Genomic DNA, 16,989 nt, shown 5'->3' with positions numbered 1-16,989 from the left:
GTAATTACGGAGAAATCGAACTTCTATGATCAGCTGAACAGCACGATCACGTACACCGCGAAGACCGCGAGGTGCGCGGCGCCGTGCATGGCCGTCACCCGCTTCGCCGCGAACGTGGTCACCGAGAGCAGCAGCGTCACACCCAGCATCAGAAGGTTCGCCGGAGACTCGGCCAGCACCACGGTCTGGCCGGTGAGCATGCCGATGATCAGTACGGCGGGGATCGTGAGCCCGACCGTCGACACCAGCGCCCCGTGGCAGAGGTTCACCACCCGCTGTGCCTCGCCCCCGAGAGCTGCCCTCACTGCGGTGAGGGACTCCGGCAGGAACACGATCGCGGCGATCAGCACGCCGGCCAGGGCGGCCGGGGCTCCGAGACGACCGAGGCCGTCGTCGAGGAGCGCCGCCATGTCGTGCGAGAGCAGCACGATCGGGGTGACCGTCACCACGAGCAGGGCGAGGCGCACCAGGACCTCGGTGCGGTGCGCGGCGAGAGTCTCGCGGATGCCCGTGCGCGGCGCAGCGTCCGCGGCATCCGTCCGTCGCCGCAGGCGTTCGTCGACCTCGGTGAAATCGCCCGCCTGCGCCCCCATCTGCCGGAAGAGGAAGAATGCGTAGATCCCGAGGGTCAGGATCACGATCGGGATCTCCTGGCCGAGGGTGTACGAGCCGTCGCGGCCGATGAGAGCCGGGAGGGCGAACGCGAGCGCGACGAGCACCACGAGCATCGCCAGGTAGGTCGAGGTTCCCGTGCGGTTGTGCGCCATGCCGCGGTGGCGGAGACCGCCGAGCAGCAGTGCGAGACCGATCACGAGGTTCAGGATGATCATCGCGACGGCCATCACCGAATCCCGGGCGATGGTGGCGTGGTCGCCCGGTCCGAGCATGACGGCCGAGATGAGGATCACCTCGATCAGCACGATCGACAGGGTGAGTACGAGCGATCCATAGGGGTCGCCCAAGCGGTGGGCGAGGGCTTCGGCCTGCTTCACCACGCCGAACGCGCACACCAGGATCACACCGATGATCACCCCGAGGGCGACGATCAGCAGGGGGACGGCTACAGGGGCCGCGAGCAGGGGGTGCGCCAGCAGCACCAGGATGTAGGCGCCCCAGCCCAGGGCGATGCGGGCGATATCGGGTCGTCCGACGAACTGCTTCACAGCGGTGGGGATCATCATCCGGTTCCTTCGCGGGGCCGTCCCCGGGTGATGACGCGATCCGGGTCGTCCCGGCCGCAGCGTGCACCGTGCACACCCAGTATTCTACCGGCTGTGTCCGACGGATTCCTGGGCAGTACTCGTCAAGGAGAAGGGGAGCGCATCGCGCTCCGGAGAGGAGAAGCGGATGCTGGCGGTCGTCGTGCACATCGCGGTCGCCGCGATCGCGGGGTGGCTGGCCGTCGAGGCCGCGCACTACGCCCGGAAGCATCCGAATCGTGATCGTCGCGATCCGCGCCGCCTCCGACTGATGAAGATCCTGCCGATCGGCGGGTGGACCCTGCTCCTGCTCAGCATCCCCATGATCCTGCTCTCGGATGCTTCGCGCGACGATGATCGCACCGCCATGGCGATCGCCTCGTTCGCGATCCTCGGCGGCGGCATCCTCTTCCTCGTGATGTACCGCAATTGGTACGTCGCGTTCGGCGACGAGGAGGTGACCTTCCGCACCCTCGCGGGTGTCACGCGCAGCTTCCGCTACTCCGACATCGCCGACTACTCGGTACGGCGCTCGGATCAGGGGCCGATGGTCACGGTGCGCACCGCGCGCGGGGTGCGGCTGAGCCTCAACATCCGGATGTACGACGCCTCGCCGTTGCTCGCACAGCTGCAGTTCCACCAGGCGACGGGGCGTTGGGCGGTTCGTGGAGAGCTACGACGCTGACTCTTCCTCGTCGTCGCTGCGCAGATGCGCGATGTGGGCCGCGTGCCGCTGCAGGTGGTTCGGCGAGCGGCGCACGAACAGCCAGGCGACGACGAGCAGCGCGAACCAGATCGGCGTCACGAGCAGGGCCGTGAGGGTGTCGGGCTGGGTGGTCAGCGCCCACAGGATGAAGACGAAGAACGCCAGCACGACGGAGACCATGAACACTCCGCCCGGCATCCGGAAGGCCGAGGTCGCGGCCTTCTCCGGGCGCCGGCGGCGGTAGACCACATAGCTGAGCAGGAAGATCGTCCACACGAACATGAAGCACACGGCGGAGACCGTCGTCACCATGTCGAAGGCGGTGCCGATGTCCTTGCCTGCGTAGAGCAGCACGACGCCCGAGAGCAGGAGGATGCAGGAGAGGAACAGCGCGTTCTGGGGCACGCGGCGCTTCGACAGGCGACTGAACAGCTTCGGCGCGTCACCGTCCTGCGCGAGCCCGAAGACCATGCGCGAGGTGGAATAGATGCCCGAGTTGGCGCTCGACATCGCCGAGGTCAGCACCACAAGGTTCACGACGGTCGCGGCGATGCCGAGGCCGGCCAGGGCGAACATCGCGATGAAGGGGCTCTCCCCGGCGACGTACTCGGTCCAGGGGGTCACCGCCATCAGCACGATCAGCGCGCCGACGTAGAAGAGCAGGATGCGGATCGGGATGGCGTTGATCGCCTTGGGGAGGTTCCGTTTCGGGTCCTTCGTCTCGGCGGCGGCGGTGCCGACCAGCTCGATCCCGACGAACGCGAAGACCGCGATCTGGAAACCGGCCACGAACCCCATGAACCCGTGCGGGAACATGCCGCCGTGGCTCCAGAGGTTCGCGAACGACGCGGTACCGGCGTCGTGCTGGAAGCCGGTGAAGATCATCACGAGACCGGTGACGATGAGAGCGACGATCGCCACGATCTTGATCAGCGCGAACCAGAACTCCATCTCACCGAACGCGGCGACCGTGGGGAGGTTGAGCGCGAGCAGGATGACGACCACGGCGACACCCGGGATCCACAGCGGGATGCCGGGGATGAGGGTGTTCGTGTACCCGGCGATCGCGATGACATCGGCGACGCCCGTCACCACCCAGCAGAACCAGTACGTCCAGCCCGTGAAGAACCCGGCCCACGGCCCCAACAGGTCGCTGGCGAAGTCGCTGAACGACTTGTACTTGAGGTTCGACAGCAGCAGCTCGCCCATCGCGCGCATCACGAAGAAGAGCATGAACCCGATGATCATGTAGACGAAGATCACCGAGGGACCGGCCACCGAGATCGTCTTGCCGCTGCCCATGAAGAGCCCGGTCCCGATCGCACCGCCGATCGCCAGGAGCTGGATGTGGCGGTTGCTCAGCGCTCGCCGGAGGTGCTGTTCTTCGTCGGTACTCTGCACGGTCACCCGATGCAGAGTAGCCGACGAGAACGGGTCACTCCGAAGCGACACCCCTGCGGCGCAGCGCCAGCGCACCGAGGGCGAGGAGCGCGAGTGCGACGAGCGCGACCGGCCCTGCGGGGAAGTCCGACCCCGTCGTGGCGAGTGCGTCACCGGCATCCGATCCCGCGCCGGATCCCGCTCCGGCACCGCTGTCGCCGCCGCCGTCCGTGCCGTCGCCGCCGTCGGCGACCGGGGCGAGCACCGTGACCGCGAGTTCGGCGGCGCCCGAGGCCGCCGTGGCGGTCAGGGTGTGCGCCCCCGGAGCGACGGATGCCGGGGGAACGACGACCGCGCGCGCCGTGCCGTCCGCTCCCGCGATGAGGGTCGCGAGGCGCACCGGGTCGGAGTTCAGCACGAGCTCGATCTGCTCGCCCTCCGCGAAGCCCGAGACGGTGATCTCGGAGGGCGAGCCGATTCGAAGGGTGCCGCCCGTGACCGCGATCCGCTTCTCGGTGAACGCCGCACCGAACGACAGTTCGACGGTCTGCGAGGGGAAGAGCTTGAACTCGACGGGGGAGAGGTCCTGCGCCTCGGTGCCGTCGCCGTAGATGTCGACCGTGCCCGAATCGAGCAGCAGGCGCACGGAGGTTCCGTCGGCGAGGTCGCGCACGCCCGCGATGCCCTCGTAGGAGCCGGGCCAGTTCGCGAGCCCGAGGGTGCCGGATGCCGCGATCGGGGCGTCGTCCAGCGAGCCGGACCACCCGAAGAGGGCGAAGCGGCCGGTGTCGTCGGCGCTGCCGGCGACGATCAGGTAGTCACCGGACTCGGCGCGGGCCATGTCGCGGATCGCTCGCCCGCCGAGGTCGAGGAGGAGCGGATCGCCGACGACGGCATCCGCCCCGGCGACGACGTCGGCGATGTCGGCGACGGGCACGATGAGAGCATCCGCGTCATCGCCGACCTCGGGCGAGCGGAAGCCGAGCCACAGCGTCGTGCCGTCCGGCGCGATCGCCGCTCCTTCGATGTTGAGCGAGTCGGGACCCTCGGCCGAGACCCCCGGCTGGGTGGCCGCGAGGAACCCGAAGCGGTCGGCGCCCAGGCCGTGCTGGCCTTCGTGATCCCAGGCGACGAGCGCATCGCGCAGCACGTTGCGGTAACCGACGAAAGCGAGCGTCGCGTCCGCGCCGGATCCGGAGATCTGCGTCTGGAGCACGATGTCGCGGTCGAGCCGCACGTTGCCGCTGCGGGTGTTGCCGGTCGATCCGATCCAGAAGACCTGGTCTCCGGCCTGAGCGACGGCCTCGAAGTCGTGGGCTTCACCTGCGCGTTCGAACTCGATGCGATCGCTGAAGTCGAACGCCGCGACGGCTTCTCCGCCCTCTTCCGAGATGAGACGGATCGCGTTCGAGTCGTCGTCGGCCGCGAAGAAGAACCCGTCGCCGGCGTCGATCGCGGCGGAGGCATCCGACATGCCGAAGTGCCCGCGAGCGCCGCCATCGGCGAAGGCCGGGGCGACGCGGTAGGGGAGCTGAGAGATCGCGGTGCGTCCGTCGTCGGTGCGCAGATGCACGGTGAGCACCGCGGTGCCGGTGGCCGCGGGTGTCGCCGCGAGCCGGAACGATCCGTCGTCGGCGACGTCGAGGCGGATCGCCTCGTCGGGCACGACCGCGGGGTTGCTGCTGGTCACGGTCGCCGTGACGGCCTCACCGGCGGCATCGGCGATCACGCCGGTGGCTGCGGGGTTGGTGTCCTGCCCGAGCACGGCGGCGAGGGCGCTGCCGGCGCCGCCGGGAACGCGCACGTCCCATGACAGGGTCGGCTTCGCGAGGATGGGGCCGACCGCATCCGCGCCCGGCTCGAACCCGGGCGCGAAGGCGACACCGCGGAACGCGGTCTGGGGCGCCGCCGTCGCGAGCACATCGGTCTGCGCGGTGAACGCGGAGTCGTCACCGGAATCGACGATCCGCACGATCTCGTTGCCCTGGTTGAGTCCGCGCACGGCGTACAGCACCGAATCGTCGCCGGCCGGGCGTGCCTCGAGGCCCCAGAAGTCACCCGGCAGGGTGTCGACCCAGGTCCAGGTGGCACCGGTCCGGCGGTACTTCGCGATGCCCTCGTTCGCCCCCTCCGTGTAGCCGACGTACAGGTGTTCGCCGGCGAAGGCGAAGTCGTGCGCGACGGATGCCCCGGCCGGGGCCGCGGCCACGAGCGTGAGCGGTGATCCCGCGGCGGTGGGGATGCCGGTGCCGACCGTGTTCAGCCCCGAGAATCCGCTGCGGTCGCTCGTGAGGTAGAGCTGGTCGTCGTGGATGTCGACCACGCGTCCGTTGTTGAGGTTGCTGCTGCCGGAGACGACGGCGGTGGGGGTGGTCCCACCGGCTTCGACCGTGAGGACGCCGCCGGCGGGAGCCGTGGAATCGCCGCCGTGCCCGCCCGCCCAGTAGCGGGTGCCGTCGACCGTGGCGGTGCCCCGGATGTGACGCAGGGAGAACCCTCCGGCGAGCGTCGTGGCGGTGTCGACGTCGCCCTCCGATCCGATCCGGGCGATCACGCGCAGCGTGTCGGGGGCGGCCGTGTCGTTGAGCGAGCCCGATCCCGGGGCCGCGTCGTATCCGCCGAGCGTCACGTAGCGGTGATCGGCGGACTGCTGCAGTGCCCCCTGCTGGTCGCGGTTCGCCCCGAGGGTGAACGCGTGCTGATCACCGGCATCCGTCGTCGGCAGCGCGATCGTGTCGCCGAGCTCGCCCTGTCCGTCGAGGAGCTGGATCGCGACCGGAACCGCGTCGTTGCCGGTGGTCGCGCCGTCGCCGACGACCGAGACGGCGAGCTGGTCGGCGGGGGCATCGGCGGCGACGGCCGCCTGCGGGGCGACGATCGCCGCGCTCGCCGCGACGAGCGCGGCGAGGCCGAAGGAGAGGGAGCGGGGGATGGGCACGGCGAGTACCTCCGGTCGGGGGTCGGGTCGATCCGACACAAACGGAAGCGGACGAACGGATGCCGACGCAGGGGTGAACGGCAGGCGAACAGCGCACCGGGAACATGACGGATGTCATCCGCACCGCGTGACATCGGCCTCCGGTGCGGGCCGTGCTCGCGGCGCTTCACTGGGAGCATGAGCCAGCCCCTCGTCGCCCCCACCGATCGCCTTCCCGCAGATTCCGCGCCCGCCGTCGATCTCACCGGCATCGTCCGCCGCTTCGGGCACGGCGCGAATCGGATCGTCGCGGTCGATCACGTCGACCTCCGCATCGAGCGCGGCGAGGTGGTCGCTCTGCTCGGCCCGAACGGCGCGGGCAAGACCACCACGATCGACGTGCTCCTCGGACTCTCCGAACCCGACGAGGGCACGGCGCGCGTGCTCGGCACGAATCCGCACCGCGCGGTCACGGCGGGGCGCCTCGCGGCGGTGCTGCAGACCGGCGGACTGCTCTCCGACCTGACCGTGCGCGAGACGATCTCGGTGGTCGCCGGGCTGCACGGCGCCTCCGGTCGCATCGCCGAGGTCATCGATCGCGCCGACCTCACCGCGATCGCGCGTCGCCGCGTCGGCAAATGCTCGGGTGGCGAGAAGCAGCGCGTGAAGTTCGCCCTCGCACTGCTGCCGGACCCCGACGTGCTGGTGCTCGACGAGCCGACCGCGGGGATGGACGTCACCGCCCGTCGCCGCTTCTGGGAGGCGATGCGGGCGGATGCCGACGCCGGCCGCACGATCGTGTTCGCCACGCACTACCTCGAAGAGGCCGAACAGTTCGCGCGTCGCACGATCGTCATGAACCACGGCCGTGTGGTCGCTGATGGCGCCACCGCCCGTCTGCGCGCGTCTCTGGGCGGCCGCATCGTCTCGGCGACGATCCCCGGCGGGATCGCTGCGCTCGCCGCGGAACTCCGCGCCGACGCCTCCGTCGCCGAGGTGTCGACCGACGCCGATCGGCTCACGGTGCGCACCGAGGCGTCCGATCTGCTCGCGGGCCGACTGCTGTCGCTCGGTGCCTGCGATCTCGAGATCACCGCGCCCACCCTCGAATCCGCCTTCACCTCGCTCACGGAGGACCCGTCATGACCACGCTCGTCGCCCCCGCGCTGTACCGCACCGAACTCGTGCGGCAGATCCGCAACCCGTACACGCTCGCCTTCACCCTGGCGATGCCGGTGGCCATGTATCTGCTCTTCGGTGCGAGCATGTCGTACGCCTCGCAGAGCGTGGGGCAGGCGAACGTCTCCTTCTACGTGATGGTGTCGATGGGGGCGTACGGCACGGCCACCGCGATGAGCTCGCTGTGCTCGCTCGCCGCCTCCGAGGTTGGACAGGGGTGGGGGCGTCAGCTCGCGCTCACCCCGCTCTCGACCGTGGGATACGCGGTGACGAAGGTGCTCGCCGCGGTGTCGTTCTCGGCGCTCGCCGTGCTCTTCGTCTACGCAGCCGGCCTCGCGACGGGTGCCGAGGCATCCGACGCCTGGCGCTGGTTCGCCGCCGCCGGGGTCACCCTGGGGCTCGGGCTGATCTACGGCCTGTTCGGACTCGGGGTCGGCCTCGCCTTCAACTCCGACTCGGCGGCCGCTCTCGCCTCGATCTCGATCACCTTCTTCGGGTTCTTCGGCAACGTCTTCATTCCGCTCGACGGCGTGATGCTCGACATCGCGAAGTGGACCCCGATGTACGGGTACGTCGCGCTCGTGCGCTGGCCCGCCACCGACGGCACCCTCGTGGCGGGCGGGGCCGACCCGCTCTGGGCCGTGCTGCTGAACGTCGTCGTCTGGGCCGTGCTGTTCGCCGCCCTCGTGCGTCTCGGCGTGCTGCGCTCGCGCAGCCGTCGTTAGGCTGGGCCGATGACCACCGAGGCTGCCGTGACCCCGGCGCACACCGGCCCCTGGGAGCGCTGGGGATGGTTGATGGCCGTCGTCTGGATGGTCTTCCTCGTCTACCCGGTGCTGGCGCTGCTCGCCTCGGATGCCGCGACCGGATGGGTCGTGCTCGGATGGGCGGGACTCGTGGCATTCGCCACCGTGTACGTGATCGGATTCGTCATCGGGATGCGCTCGTCGTGGGGACGACCGCGCCCGATCGTGCGCACGCTGTTCTGGGTGCAGATCGCGTGTGCGCTCGCGACGATCCCGGCGATCGAGTCGCAGGCGCTGAGCTTCCTCCCGTACCTCATGTCGTACGCCAGTTACGGACTACGGGGTGTTTGGCACTGGGTGACGACCCTCGCGGGCATCGCGATCGCGGCGGGGACGATCGTCGCGACGGGGAGGTGGGGCGGTCACTTCCAGATCCTCGTCATCGTGCTGCTCATCGCGGTGGTCAACACCGTGAACACCTGGCTGATCGGGCGCTCGGTCGATGCCGACAAGGTGCGGATGGACCTCGCCACCAGCGAGGAGCGCACGTCGATCGCCCGCGACGTGCACGACCTGCTCGGGCACACTCTCACGGCCGTGAAGCTCAAGGCCGAGCTCGCCGAACGCCTCGTCGACCACGACCCCGCGCGCGCCAGGGCCGAACTCGCGCAGATCGTGCACCTCACGGGTGAGGCGATCGCCGGCGTGCGCAGCACCGTCACCGGCATCCGCAGCGTCGCACTGGCGGAGCAGATCGATGCGAGCACGGTCGCGCTCGAATCGGCGGGGCTGCACGTCGACGTCGAGGGTGACGCGGCGGCCCTGTCGCCCGCGCAGGCCCTGCCCGCCGGGTGGATCGTGCGGGAGTCGACCACGAACATCCTGCGCCACGCGAAGGCACGGCGGGTGCGCATCACGATGGCCCCCGGCGTGGTGGCGATCGAGGATGACGGCCGCGGCGCACGGGGGCCCGCGGGCAACGGTCTGCGGGGGATGGCCGAACGCGCCGCGGCGGCGGGGGCCGTGCTCGCCGTGGAGGATGCCCCGACCGGTGGGACGAGAGTGAGCGTGACCTGGTGACCGATCCGATCCGGCTGCTGCTCGTCGACGATCAGGCCCTCGTACGGGGCGCGATGGGTGCCCTCCTCGAGCTCGAGGACGATCTGACGGTCGTCGCCGAAGCCGCCGACGGCGCCGAAGCGGCGGACCGAGCGGCGCGGGCGCGGCCCGACGTGTGCCTGATGGACATCCAGATGCCGGGCGTCGACGGGGTGGCCGCGACGCGCGCCGTGCGCGAGGTGAGCCCGTCGACGCGTGTGCTGATCGTGACGACCTTCGCGCGCCCCGGGTACCTGCGCCAGGCTCTGGATGCGGGGGCGAGCGGCTTCATCGCCAAGGACACCCCGGCCGCGCAACTCGCGCACGCGGTCCGGCGGGTGCATCAGGGCCTCCGCGTCGTGGATCCCGCGCTCGCCGAGGCCTCGCTGTTCGAGGGCGCCAACCCGCTGAGCGAGCGCGAGCAGCAAGTCTTGCGGCTGTCGGCGGACGGGCGCGCGATCGCGCAGATCGCCGCCGAGGTGTTCCTGTCGGCCGGGACGGTGCGCAACCATCTGTCGTCGGCCATCGGCAAGACGGCGACCGAGAACCGAGCGCAGGCGGCCCGCATCGCCCGCGACAAGGGGTGGATCTAGGACCCGGCTGGATCTGGAACCGGCGGGATCTCGGGGGTGGGTCTCGCGAACAGCTCGGGATCCACGGGCCGCTGCGCTCGGGGCAGTTTCTCGACGACCAGCAGGTAGGACTCGGTGACCAGCTCGGTCACGAGTCCCGGTTCGAGAGACGGACCCGGGCGTAGCGAGATCCAGTGCTTCTTGTTCATGTGGTACCCCGGCAGGATGTCGGCGAACGTCTCGCGCAGGGCGACCGCGTCGTCGGGATGCGACTTGACGGTCACCCGACCCGTGCCGTCGAGGGGGAGGAGCAGGAAGACGCGTCCGCGCACCTTGTAGACGTCCCACTCGGGGCCGAACGGGTTGGTCAGCTCGGCGCCGGGGAGTTCTTCGGCGCGTTCGGCCGCCGTGGTGGTGAGGGCATCGGCATCCATCGTCAGAACAGCCGATCCGTCCCCTTGTCGTCGGATCGCGCGGCGACGGCGACGCGATCGTCGAGGGATGCCGCCGCCAGTAGCGCCTCGTCGATGAGCTCGCGATCGCCCTGCGCGGTGAGCCACTCGTGGGCGAACGCGGTCGGGATGAGGACCGGCATGCGGTCGTGCACGTCGGCGAGATGGGCGGGCGCGGGGCGCATCACGATCGAGTAGCAGGTGAACCATTCGCCATCGGCGGTGCGGCCGCGCTGCGTGACGGCCGCCATTCCGAACAGGGTGCCCTCGCCCATGCCGAACTCGTGCCACACGCGCTCGGGCTTCTTCATCTCGAACCAGCCGGTCGCCGGCACCAGCGCGCGGGTCTTGAGCGAGCCGGGGCGCTCCTGCAGGCGCTCGGAGCGGGTGTTGATCGAGGGGAACTTCGCGGGTTCGCCGTTCACGAGGAACCCCCACCACGCGGGCTCGAGCGTGGTCTGGCCGTCGGCGTCGACGACCACGGGATTGAGGTTGCGGAGGTTCTTGCCGGTCGGGCGCAGGGTCTCACCCGCGTTCTGCTGCGCCCACTGGCGCAGGCCGTCGAGCACGTCGGCGTCGGCCTCGGCCAGCAGCTCGGCGTCGGCGAATCGGGGATCCAGTCCATAGCTCGCGCACATGCCCACAGGCTAGCCCGGGCCACCGACATCCGTCAGGGGGTGGGAGGGGGATCCGGTACCGTGAAACGAGTGACTCCGACCCGATCGCTCCCCGCGCCGCTCGCGATCGGCGGCGCCGTGGCGATCGGCGTCATGACCGCGATCCAGGCGCGCATCAACGGCGTCCTCGGCATCCGTCTGGGCGATGGGATCGTCGCCGGTCTCGTCTCCTTCGCCGTCGGTACGGCCGTCCTCGCCGTCATCGTCGCCGCCCTCCCGTCCGGCCGCGCCGGTATGGTCCGGCTCGTCCGCGGAGTACGTGGCAGGACCATCCCGCCGTGGATGCTCCTCGGCGGCGCCTGCGGCGCGCTCACCGTCTCGACGCAGGGGCTCACCGCCGCCGTGCTCGGGGTCTCGCTGTTCACCGTGGGAGTGGTCGCGGGGCAGACCCTGCACGGACTCGTGCTCGACCGGATCGGTTTCGGACCCGCGGGCGTGGTGGCCGTGACGATGGGTCGTGTCGCCGGTGCCGCGCTCGCGCTGGTGGCCGTCGGCGTCTCGCTGGGCGGAGACGTGCTGCGCACCGCCCCGTTGTGGATGCTCGTGCTCCCGTTCGCCGCCGGCGTGGGCATCGCGTGGCAGCAGGCCGTGAACGGGCGCCTGGCGCAGCGGTTGTCGTCGCCCATGGTGGCGACCATGACGAGCTTCATCGCCGGCACCGTCGTGCTCGCCGTCGCCGCCGCGATCAGCGTCGTCTCGCAGGGGGCCCCGCACGGACTGCCGGTCGAACCGTGGCTGTACACGGGCGGTTTCCTCGGCGTCGTCTACATCTTCCTCGGGGCGTTCCTCGTCGCGCACACCGGGGTGCTGCTGCTCGGACTGGGATCGGTGCTGGGGCAGCTCGTCGCCGCGGTCGCGATCGACCTGATCTGGCCCACCGAGGCGGGGCCTGCGACCTGGCAGATCGTCACGATGGTGGTGATCGCCGCGGCATCCGTGCTCGTGGCGGTCGTCCGCCGACGGCGCTGACTACTTGTTCTTCTTCTTCTTCTTCTTCTTCTCGGGCTTCTCGTCCTTCGTCGCCCCGTCCGACGGCATCCGCGTCAGCAGCGCGTCGGCGTCGACGGGCGTGCGCCGCCCCGGTGACTTCGCCGGCTTGCCGCCGACGTAGAGCCACCCCAGCAGCACCTCGTTCTTCGCCAGTCCGTGCGCCCGCGCGACCGCCTTCGACCGCGTGTATCCGCCGGTGCGCCAGAACACGCCCCACCCGGCCTCGTCGAGCAGCAGGCTCAGCGTGTGCGCGACACCGGAGGCGACCGCCTCCTGCTCCCACACCGGCACCTTGTGGTTCGTGCGATAGCTGCCGACCACCGCGATCAGCAGCGACGCGCGCAGCGGCTTGGTCGACGGCTTCTTCTCGCCCTCGGCCTTCGCGATCGCGGCGCCCAGGGCGAGCCGGTCGTCACCGCGCAGCTCGATCAGTCGCCACGGGCGCAGCGACGAATGGTCGGCCACGCGCCCGGCGGCGGCGATCAGCGGAAGGAGCTCCTCGCGGGACGGCGCCTCCTCGGTGACCTTCGACCAGGACTGCCGCGAGCGGACGGCGTCGAGCGCGCTCACGCCTCGGGGGCCTCGGGAGTGAAGTTCATCGCCAGCGAGTTCATGCAGTAGCGGTCGCCGGTCGGGGTGCCGAAGCCGTCGGGGAAGACATGGCCCAGGTGCGATCCGCACGTCGCGCACCGCACTTCGGTGCGGACCATGCCGAGCGAGGTGTCCTCGATGAGCTCGACGGCCTCGGGGCGGATCGACTCGTAGAAGCTCGGCCAGCCGCAGCCGGAGTCGAACTTCGTGCCGCTCTGGAAGAGCTCGGCGCCGCATGCGCCGCAGGTGTAGAGGCCGGCGCGTCCCTCGTCGAGCAGCTCGCCGGTCCAGGCGCGCTCGGTCGCCGCCTGGCGCAGCACGGCGTACTGGTCGTCGCCGAGCTCCTTGCGCCACTCGTCTTCGGTCTTTTCCACGCTGTACGACATGAGTCCTCCTAGGGTCCTCTCCATTCTCCCCTGTCGCGGGACGCCGGGCTGCGTGCATCCACAATGGAGGGATGACGGATGCTGTTCGCGAGCGTTACGCGCGCTTCGCCGAGAAGGAGGCGCCCGGTCGCAGCGCGCTGTACGCGGAGTGGGCGGCGGGCGTTGCCGGCGACGGCCCGGTGCAGGGAGTGCTCGCGCGCATCCCCGACAACCGGCGTCAGCCGCCACTGGTCTTCGCGGTGACCCGGCTTCTCGGAGCAGCGCTCGAGGGATATCCGGTGTGGCGGGACTTCGTGCTCCGGAACGCGGATGCCGTCGTCACCGAGTGCTCCGCGCGCTCGCTGCAGACCAACGAGCCGCTCCGGCTCGCGGCGCTCCTCCCGGTGCTGTCGGAGATCGACGGACCGATCGCGCTGCTGGAGATCGGGGCATCCGCGGGCCTCTGCCTCTACCCGGATCGTTACTCGTACCGCTTCAGCGGTTCCGATGGCGAGGTGCGGGTGGCGCTCGATCCGCTCGACGGGGTCTCCCCGGTCGTGCTCGCCAGTCGGGTCGACGGGGAGCTTCCGGAGTTGCGGCTGCCCGAGATCGTGTGGCGCGCCGGGATCGATCTCGCACCGCTCGATGCCCGCGATGCCGACGATCGTCGGTGGTTGCAGGGGCTCGTGTGGCCGGGGGAGACCGGCCGCGAGCAGCGGATCGTGGCGGCGCTCGACATTGCGGCATCCGATCCGCCGACGCTCGTCGCCGGCGACGCGCTCGAACGCCTCGATGCTCTCGTCGCCACGGCGCCGGTCGGGGCGACGCTCGTGATCACCACCCCGGGGGTCCTCGTCCATATCCCGCGCGCCGCCCGGTCGGCTCTGGTCGCCCGCATCCGTGAGCTCCCGGCGCGGTGGGTCACGATCGACCCGCCCGGCCTGCTGGACGTCTGGGAGCCGCCGATCGACGTGGAGGAGTGGCCCGGGTTCGCGGTCGCGCTCGACGGGCGGGTGCGTGCGGCGGCCGACCCGCTCGGCGCGTGGTGGGAGTGGCGCGCGGCCGAGCGGCCGCACCCGTCCTAACCTGGGCACATGATCGGTGACCTCACGGAGCGCGACCGCGCGATCCTCGCGCTGGAGACGGTCTGGCCCCGGCACAGCGGGGCCAAGGAGGAGGCGATCCGGGCGCAGCTGGGCATGAGTGCCGCGCGCTACTACCAGCTCCTCGGCCGGCTGATCGACTCGGATGCCGCCCTTGAGTTCGATCCGATGCTGATCCGTCGGCTGCGGCGTCTGCGCGACGCGCGCGTCGTGCGCCGTTCGGCACGCACGCCCGGTTTCGTGGGCTGACCGCGCTCTCGGATAGCATCGTGGGGTGTCCAAGCCCACCCGTGATCGTTTCGACGACGTCCCCCGCTCATCCGGCCGCGTCGGGGCGCACCGCGCCGAAGCGCCGGGAATGAACGGATGGGTGGTGCTGCTGTGGTCGTTCGTCGCGGCGCTCGTGCTCATCATCGTGGGCATCTTCGGCTCGCTGGTCGTGATGGGGCGGATCGACCTCTTCCCCGAAGCGGTACCGACCGCCGAGCCGACCCCGGTCGAGACGGGTGTGGTCGACACGACGTTCGAAGTGACGATCCTCAACGCCACGCCCGATGAGGGTCTCGACGAGCAGATGCGCGACACCCTGCTCAACGCCGGGTTCGCCACCGTGTATGCGAGCGACAGTGGCAGCCAGGACTTCGAGACCACGACGGTGTACTACGTCGACGAGGCCGATCGTCCGGCCGCACTCGGCGTCGCCGATCTCATCGGGGGAGCGGCGGTCGAGCAGAGCGACTTCTACGCCGACCTCAACGACGGCGAGGCGAAGCAGCTCACGATCGTCGTCGGCCTCGATCGCTCCGCCACGGCGCCCGAGACTTCGGCCGAGACGCCCGCTCCCTGAGACGCGTCGGGCACCCTCCGTCCGCGGCTTGCACTCGCAGGGGTCGAGTGCCAGAATGGCGTTAGCACTCTCTCACTCTGAGTGCTAAACCCAACGTCTACGTCCAGGAGGGACGAAAAAACTCATGGCAAAGATCATTGCTTTCGATGAGGAGGCCCGCCGCGGCCTCGAGCGCGGCCTCAACATCCTCGCCGACGCGGTCAAGGTGACCCTCGGCCCGCGCGGTCGCAACGTCGTGCTCGAGAAGAAGTGGGGCGCCCCCACGATCACGAACGACGGTGTGTCCATCGCCAAGGAGATCGAGCTGGACGACCCGTACGAGAAGATCGGCGCGGAGCTCGTCAAGGAGGTCGCCAAGAAGACCGACGACGTCGCCGGTGACGGAACCACCACCGCCACGGTCCTCGCACAGGCCCTGGTCCGCGAGGGACTGCGCAACGTCGCAGCCGGCGCCGACCCGATCTCGCTCAAGCGCGGTATCGAGAAGGCCGTCGCCGCGATCACCGAGGAGCTGCTTTCCAGCGCCAAGGAGATCGATTCGAAGGAGCAGATCGCCGCCACGGCATCCATCTCCGCCGCAGACCCCGCGATCGGCGAGCTCATCGCCGAGGCGATCGACAAGGTCGGCAAGGAGGGTGTGGTCACCGTCGAGGAGTCGCAGACCTTCGGCACCGAGCTCGAGCTCACCGAGGGCATGCGCTTCGACAAGGGCTACCTGAACCCGTACTTCGTCACGGACCCCGACCGTCAGGAAGCCGTCTTCGAGGACCCCTACATCCTGATCGCGAACCAGAAGGTCTCCAACATCAAGGACCTCCTGCCGATCGTCGACAAGGTGATCCAGGACGGCAAGGAGCTCGTCATCATCGCCGAGGACGTCGAGGGCGAGGCTCTCGCGACTCTCGTGCTCAACAAGCTCAAGGGCATCTTCAAGTCGGTCGCCGTCAAGGCTCCCGGCTTCGGCGACCGTCGCAAGGCGCAGCTGCAGGACATCGCGATCCTCACCGGTGGTCAGGTCATCACCGAAGAGGTCGGCCTGAAGCTCGAGAACGCCACGCTCGACCTGCTGGGTCGTGCCCGCAAGGTCATCGTCACCAAGGACGAGACCACGATCGTCGAGGGTGCCGGCGAGGCCGAGCAGATCGAGGGTCGCGTGACCCAGATCCGCCGCGAGATCGAGAACACCGACAGCGACTACGACCGCGAGAAGCTGCAGGAGCGCCTGGCGAAGCTCGCCGGTGGCGTCGCCGTCATCAAGGCGGGCGCGGCCACCGAGGTCGAGCTCAAGGAGCGCAAGCACCGCATCGAGGACGCCGTCCGCAACGCGAAGGCAGCCGTCGAGGAGGGCATCGTCCCCGGTGGTGGCGTCGCGCTGATCCAGTCGGGCACGAAGGCGCTCAACGGTCTGTCGCTCACGGGCGACGAGGCGACCGGTGCGAACATCGTCCGCGTGGCGATCGAGGCTCCGCTCAAGCAGATCGCACTCAACGCCGGCCTCGAGCCGGGCGTCGTGGCGAACAAGGTCTCCGAGCTCCCCGCGGGCCAGGGCCTCAACGCCGCCACGGGCGAGTACGTCGACATGTTCGGCGCCGGCATCATCGACCCGGCGAAGGTGACGCGCTCCGCGCTGCAGAACGCCGCGTCGATCGCCGCGCTGTTCCTCACCACCGAGGCCGTCGTGGCCGACAAGCCCGAGAAGGCGTCCGCTCCGGTCGGCGACCCGTCGGGTGGCATGGACTTCTGATCCATCGCGCATGACAGAACGCCCCCGGCTTCGGCCGGGGGCGTTCTGCGTTCCTGCGGACGGCGGGGAGGAGCCACCGTCCCCAGGAGGTCGGTGTCGGCCGGCGAGCGTCGGCCGACGGGCGTCAGCGGAACAGGCTCGCGGAGTACTGGTCGGCGTCGCTGTACTGCATCGCGGCCGAACCGAGTGAGGTGCCGATCGAGTCGAGCACCTGCTCGACCTGCAGGGCCGCCGTGCGCCACTGCTCCGCGCACCCCTGGAACGCGGTCGAGGCGCTGCCCACCCACGACGACTGCAGCTGCGTGAGCTGGGCCATGAGGGTGGTCGATTCGGACTGCAGGCGCTCCATGGTGGCGCGGGCGGCGCTGTTCGCTGCCTGGACTGCTTCGGTGTCGACGGTGAAGACGGACATCTGGATTCTCC

18 protein-coding genes are annotated in these 16,989 nt (G+C 70.1%); 10 read left to right on the top strand and 8 right to left on the bottom strand.

The features are described from left to right. Positions 1 to 29 precede the first annotated feature (29 nt). The gene (locus ACTJKK_RS06435) at positions 30 to 1,178 is read right to left on the bottom strand and encodes a calcium:proton antiporter (RefSeq protein WP_440747548.1); all 1,149 of its coding nucleotides are present in this window, start codon (positions 1,176 to 1,178) and stop codon (positions 30 to 32) included. Between the two features lie 169 nt (positions 1,179 to 1,347). Here ACTJKK_RS06435 and ACTJKK_RS06430 point away from each other — a divergent pair, with 169 nt between their 5' ends. Then, on the top strand, positions 1,348 to 1,884 hold the full coding sequence (locus ACTJKK_RS06430; protein ID WP_440747386.1) for a hypothetical protein: 537 nt from the start codon (positions 1,348 to 1,350) through the stop codon (positions 1,882 to 1,884). On the opposite strand, the gene cycA is transcribed toward ACTJKK_RS06430, so the two are convergent. Further along, positions 1,873 to 3,312, bottom strand: a complete 1,440-nt coding sequence (gene cycA, locus ACTJKK_RS06425; protein ID WP_440747385.1) for a D-serine/D-alanine/glycine transporter — start codon at positions 3,310 to 3,312, stop codon at positions 1,873 to 1,875. The genes ACTJKK_RS06430 and cycA overlap by 12 nt on opposite strands. A gap of 28 nt (positions 3,313 to 3,340) precedes the next feature. Beyond that, a complete protein-coding gene (locus ACTJKK_RS06420) occupies positions 3,341 to 6,223 on the bottom strand; it encodes a hypothetical protein (protein ID WP_440747384.1) in 2,883 nt (960 codons plus the stop codon). A 177-nt stretch (positions 6,224 to 6,400) separates the two neighbouring features. On the opposite strand from ACTJKK_RS06420, the gene ACTJKK_RS06415 reads away from it, so the two are divergent. The 4 genes from ACTJKK_RS06415 to ACTJKK_RS06400 are packed head-to-tail and all read left to right on the top strand — an operon-like array spanning position 6,401 to position 9,818. Next, positions 6,401 to 7,348, top strand: coding sequence for an ABC transporter ATP-binding protein (locus ACTJKK_RS06415; RefSeq protein WP_440747383.1), 948 nt, complete (start codon positions 6,401 to 6,403; stop codon positions 7,346 to 7,348). Beyond that, a complete protein-coding gene (locus ACTJKK_RS06410) occupies positions 7,345 to 8,106 on the top strand; it encodes an ABC transporter permease (RefSeq protein ID WP_440747382.1) in 762 nt (253 codons plus the stop codon). The genes ACTJKK_RS06415 and ACTJKK_RS06410 overlap by 4 nt, the downstream gene beginning before the upstream one ends. A gap of 9 nt (positions 8,107 to 8,115) precedes the next feature. After that, on the top strand, positions 8,116 to 9,207 hold the full coding sequence (locus ACTJKK_RS06405; protein ID WP_440747381.1) for a sensor histidine kinase: 1,092 nt from the start codon (positions 8,116 to 8,118) through the stop codon (positions 9,205 to 9,207). Further along, positions 9,204 to 9,818, top strand: a complete 615-nt coding sequence (locus ACTJKK_RS06400; protein WP_440747380.1) for a response regulator — start codon at positions 9,204 to 9,206, stop codon at positions 9,816 to 9,818. The genes ACTJKK_RS06405 and ACTJKK_RS06400 overlap by 4 nt, the downstream gene beginning before the upstream one ends. On the opposite strand, the gene ACTJKK_RS06395 is transcribed toward ACTJKK_RS06400, so the two are convergent. Next, complete coding sequence (locus ACTJKK_RS06395; protein WP_440747379.1) at positions 9,815 to 10,231, bottom strand: MmcQ/YjbR family DNA-binding protein; 417 nt, start codon at positions 10,229 to 10,231, stop codon at positions 9,815 to 9,817. The genes ACTJKK_RS06400 and ACTJKK_RS06395 overlap by 4 nt on opposite strands. Before the next feature lie 2 nt (positions 10,232 to 10,233). Next, positions 10,234 to 10,887, bottom strand: coding sequence for an SOS response-associated peptidase family protein (locus ACTJKK_RS06390; RefSeq protein ID WP_440747378.1), 654 nt, complete (start codon positions 10,885 to 10,887; stop codon positions 10,234 to 10,236). Between the two features lie 69 nt (positions 10,888 to 10,956). Here ACTJKK_RS06390 and ACTJKK_RS06385 point away from each other — a divergent pair, with 69 nt between their 5' ends. Beyond that, positions 10,957 to 11,895: a DMT family transporter gene (locus ACTJKK_RS06385; RefSeq protein WP_440747377.1), complete on the top strand. Its 939-nt coding sequence runs from the start codon at positions 10,957 to 10,959 to the stop codon at positions 11,893 to 11,895. Here the strand turns inward: ACTJKK_RS06385 and ACTJKK_RS06380 are convergent, their stop codons facing one another. Both ACTJKK_RS06380 and msrB read right to left on the bottom strand, forming a co-directional pair. Then, positions 11,896 to 12,486: a nitroreductase family protein gene (locus ACTJKK_RS06380; RefSeq protein WP_440747376.1), complete on the bottom strand. Its 591-nt coding sequence runs from the start codon at positions 12,484 to 12,486 to the stop codon at positions 11,896 to 11,898. Next, a complete protein-coding gene (gene msrB, locus ACTJKK_RS06375; protein ID WP_247624993.1) occupies positions 12,483 to 12,893 on the bottom strand; it encodes a peptide-methionine (R)-S-oxide reductase MsrB in 411 nt (136 codons plus the stop codon). Before msrB ends, ACTJKK_RS06380 begins: the two co-directional genes overlap by 4 nt. A gap of 71 nt (positions 12,894 to 12,964) precedes the next feature. On the opposite strand from msrB, the gene ACTJKK_RS06370 reads away from it, so the two are divergent. The 4 genes from ACTJKK_RS06370 to groL all read left to right on the top strand — a co-directional run bounded on the left by ACTJKK_RS06370 (position 12,965) and on the right by groL (position 16,566). After that, the gene (locus ACTJKK_RS06370; protein ID WP_440747375.1) at positions 12,965 to 13,957 is read left to right on the top strand and encodes a DUF2332 family protein; all 993 of its coding nucleotides are present in this window, start codon (positions 12,965 to 12,967) and stop codon (positions 13,955 to 13,957) included. A 9-nt stretch (positions 13,958 to 13,966) separates the two neighbouring features. Then, complete coding sequence (locus ACTJKK_RS06365; RefSeq protein ID WP_440747374.1) at positions 13,967 to 14,224, top strand: DUF3263 domain-containing protein; 258 nt, start codon at positions 13,967 to 13,969, stop codon at positions 14,222 to 14,224. A gap of 25 nt (positions 14,225 to 14,249) precedes the next feature. Further along, the gene (locus ACTJKK_RS06360; protein WP_247624990.1) at positions 14,250 to 14,822 is read left to right on the top strand and encodes a LytR C-terminal domain-containing protein; all 573 of its coding nucleotides are present in this window, start codon (positions 14,250 to 14,252) and stop codon (positions 14,820 to 14,822) included. 124 nt (positions 14,823 to 14,946) lie between these two features. Then, entirely contained in the window at positions 14,947 to 16,566 is a 1,620-nt protein-coding gene (gene groL / locus ACTJKK_RS06355) for a chaperonin GroEL (protein ID WP_440747373.1), read from the top strand. Between the two features lie 124 nt (positions 16,567 to 16,690). On the opposite strand, the gene ACTJKK_RS06350 is transcribed toward groL, so the two are convergent. Continuing rightward, positions 16,691 to 16,978, bottom strand: a complete 288-nt coding sequence (locus tag ACTJKK_RS06350) for a WXG100 family type VII secretion target (RefSeq protein ID WP_247624988.1) — start codon at positions 16,976 to 16,978, stop codon at positions 16,691 to 16,693. Positions 16,979 to 16,989 lie beyond the last annotated feature (11 nt).

This window comes from Microbacterium sp. 22179, assembly GCF_052045715.1.
Classification (GTDB): domain Bacteria; phylum Actinomycetota; class Actinomycetes; order Actinomycetales; family Microbacteriaceae; genus Microbacterium; species Microbacterium galbinum.
Note: the sequence above shows the minus strand (reverse complement) of the source record. Positions and strands in the feature narration are given on the sequence as shown.

Excerpts from the sequence above, each read along its gene's own strand:
- ACTJKK_RS06410 (WP_440747382.1), top strand. The coding sequence starts at position 7,345 with ATGACCACGCTCGTCGCCCCCGCGCTGTACCGCACCGAACTCGTGCGG.
- ACTJKK_RS06365 (WP_440747374.1), top strand. The coding sequence starts at position 13,967 with ATGATCGGTGACCTCACGGAGCGCGACCGCGCGATCCTCGCGCTGGAG.
- ACTJKK_RS06405 (WP_440747381.1), top strand. The coding sequence starts at position 8,116 with ATGACCACCGAGGCTGCCGTGACCCCGGCGCACACCGGCCCCTGGGAG.
- ACTJKK_RS06370 (WP_440747375.1), top strand. The coding sequence starts at position 12,965 with ATGACGGATGCTGTTCGCGAGCGTTACGCGCGCTTCGCCGAGAAGGAG.
- ACTJKK_RS06430 (WP_440747386.1), top strand. The coding sequence starts at position 1,348 with ATGCTGGCGGTCGTCGTGCACATCGCGGTCGCCGCGATCGCGGGGTGG.
- ACTJKK_RS06415 (WP_440747383.1), top strand. The coding sequence starts at position 6,401 with ATGAGCCAGCCCCTCGTCGCCCCCACCGATCGCCTTCCCGCAGATTCC.
- ACTJKK_RS06390 (WP_440747378.1), bottom strand. The coding sequence starts at position 10,887 with ATGTGCGCGAGCTATGGACTGGATCCCCGATTCGCCGACGCCGAGCTG.
- groL (WP_440747373.1), top strand. The coding sequence starts at position 14,947 with ATGGCAAAGATCATTGCTTTCGATGAGGAGGCCCGCCGCGGCCTCGAG.
- msrB (WP_247624993.1), bottom strand. The coding sequence starts at position 12,893 with ATGTCGTACAGCGTGGAAAAGACCGAAGACGAGTGGCGCAAGGAGCTC.
- ACTJKK_RS06350 (WP_247624988.1), bottom strand. The coding sequence starts at position 16,978 with ATGTCCGTCTTCACCGTCGACACCGAAGCAGTCCAGGCAGCGAACAGC.
- ACTJKK_RS06395 (WP_440747379.1), bottom strand. The coding sequence starts at position 10,231 with ATGGATGCCGATGCCCTCACCACCACGGCGGCCGAACGCGCCGAAGAA.
- ACTJKK_RS06435 (WP_440747548.1), bottom strand. The coding sequence starts at position 1,178 with ATGATCCCCACCGCTGTGAAGCAGTTCGTCGGACGACCCGATATCGCC.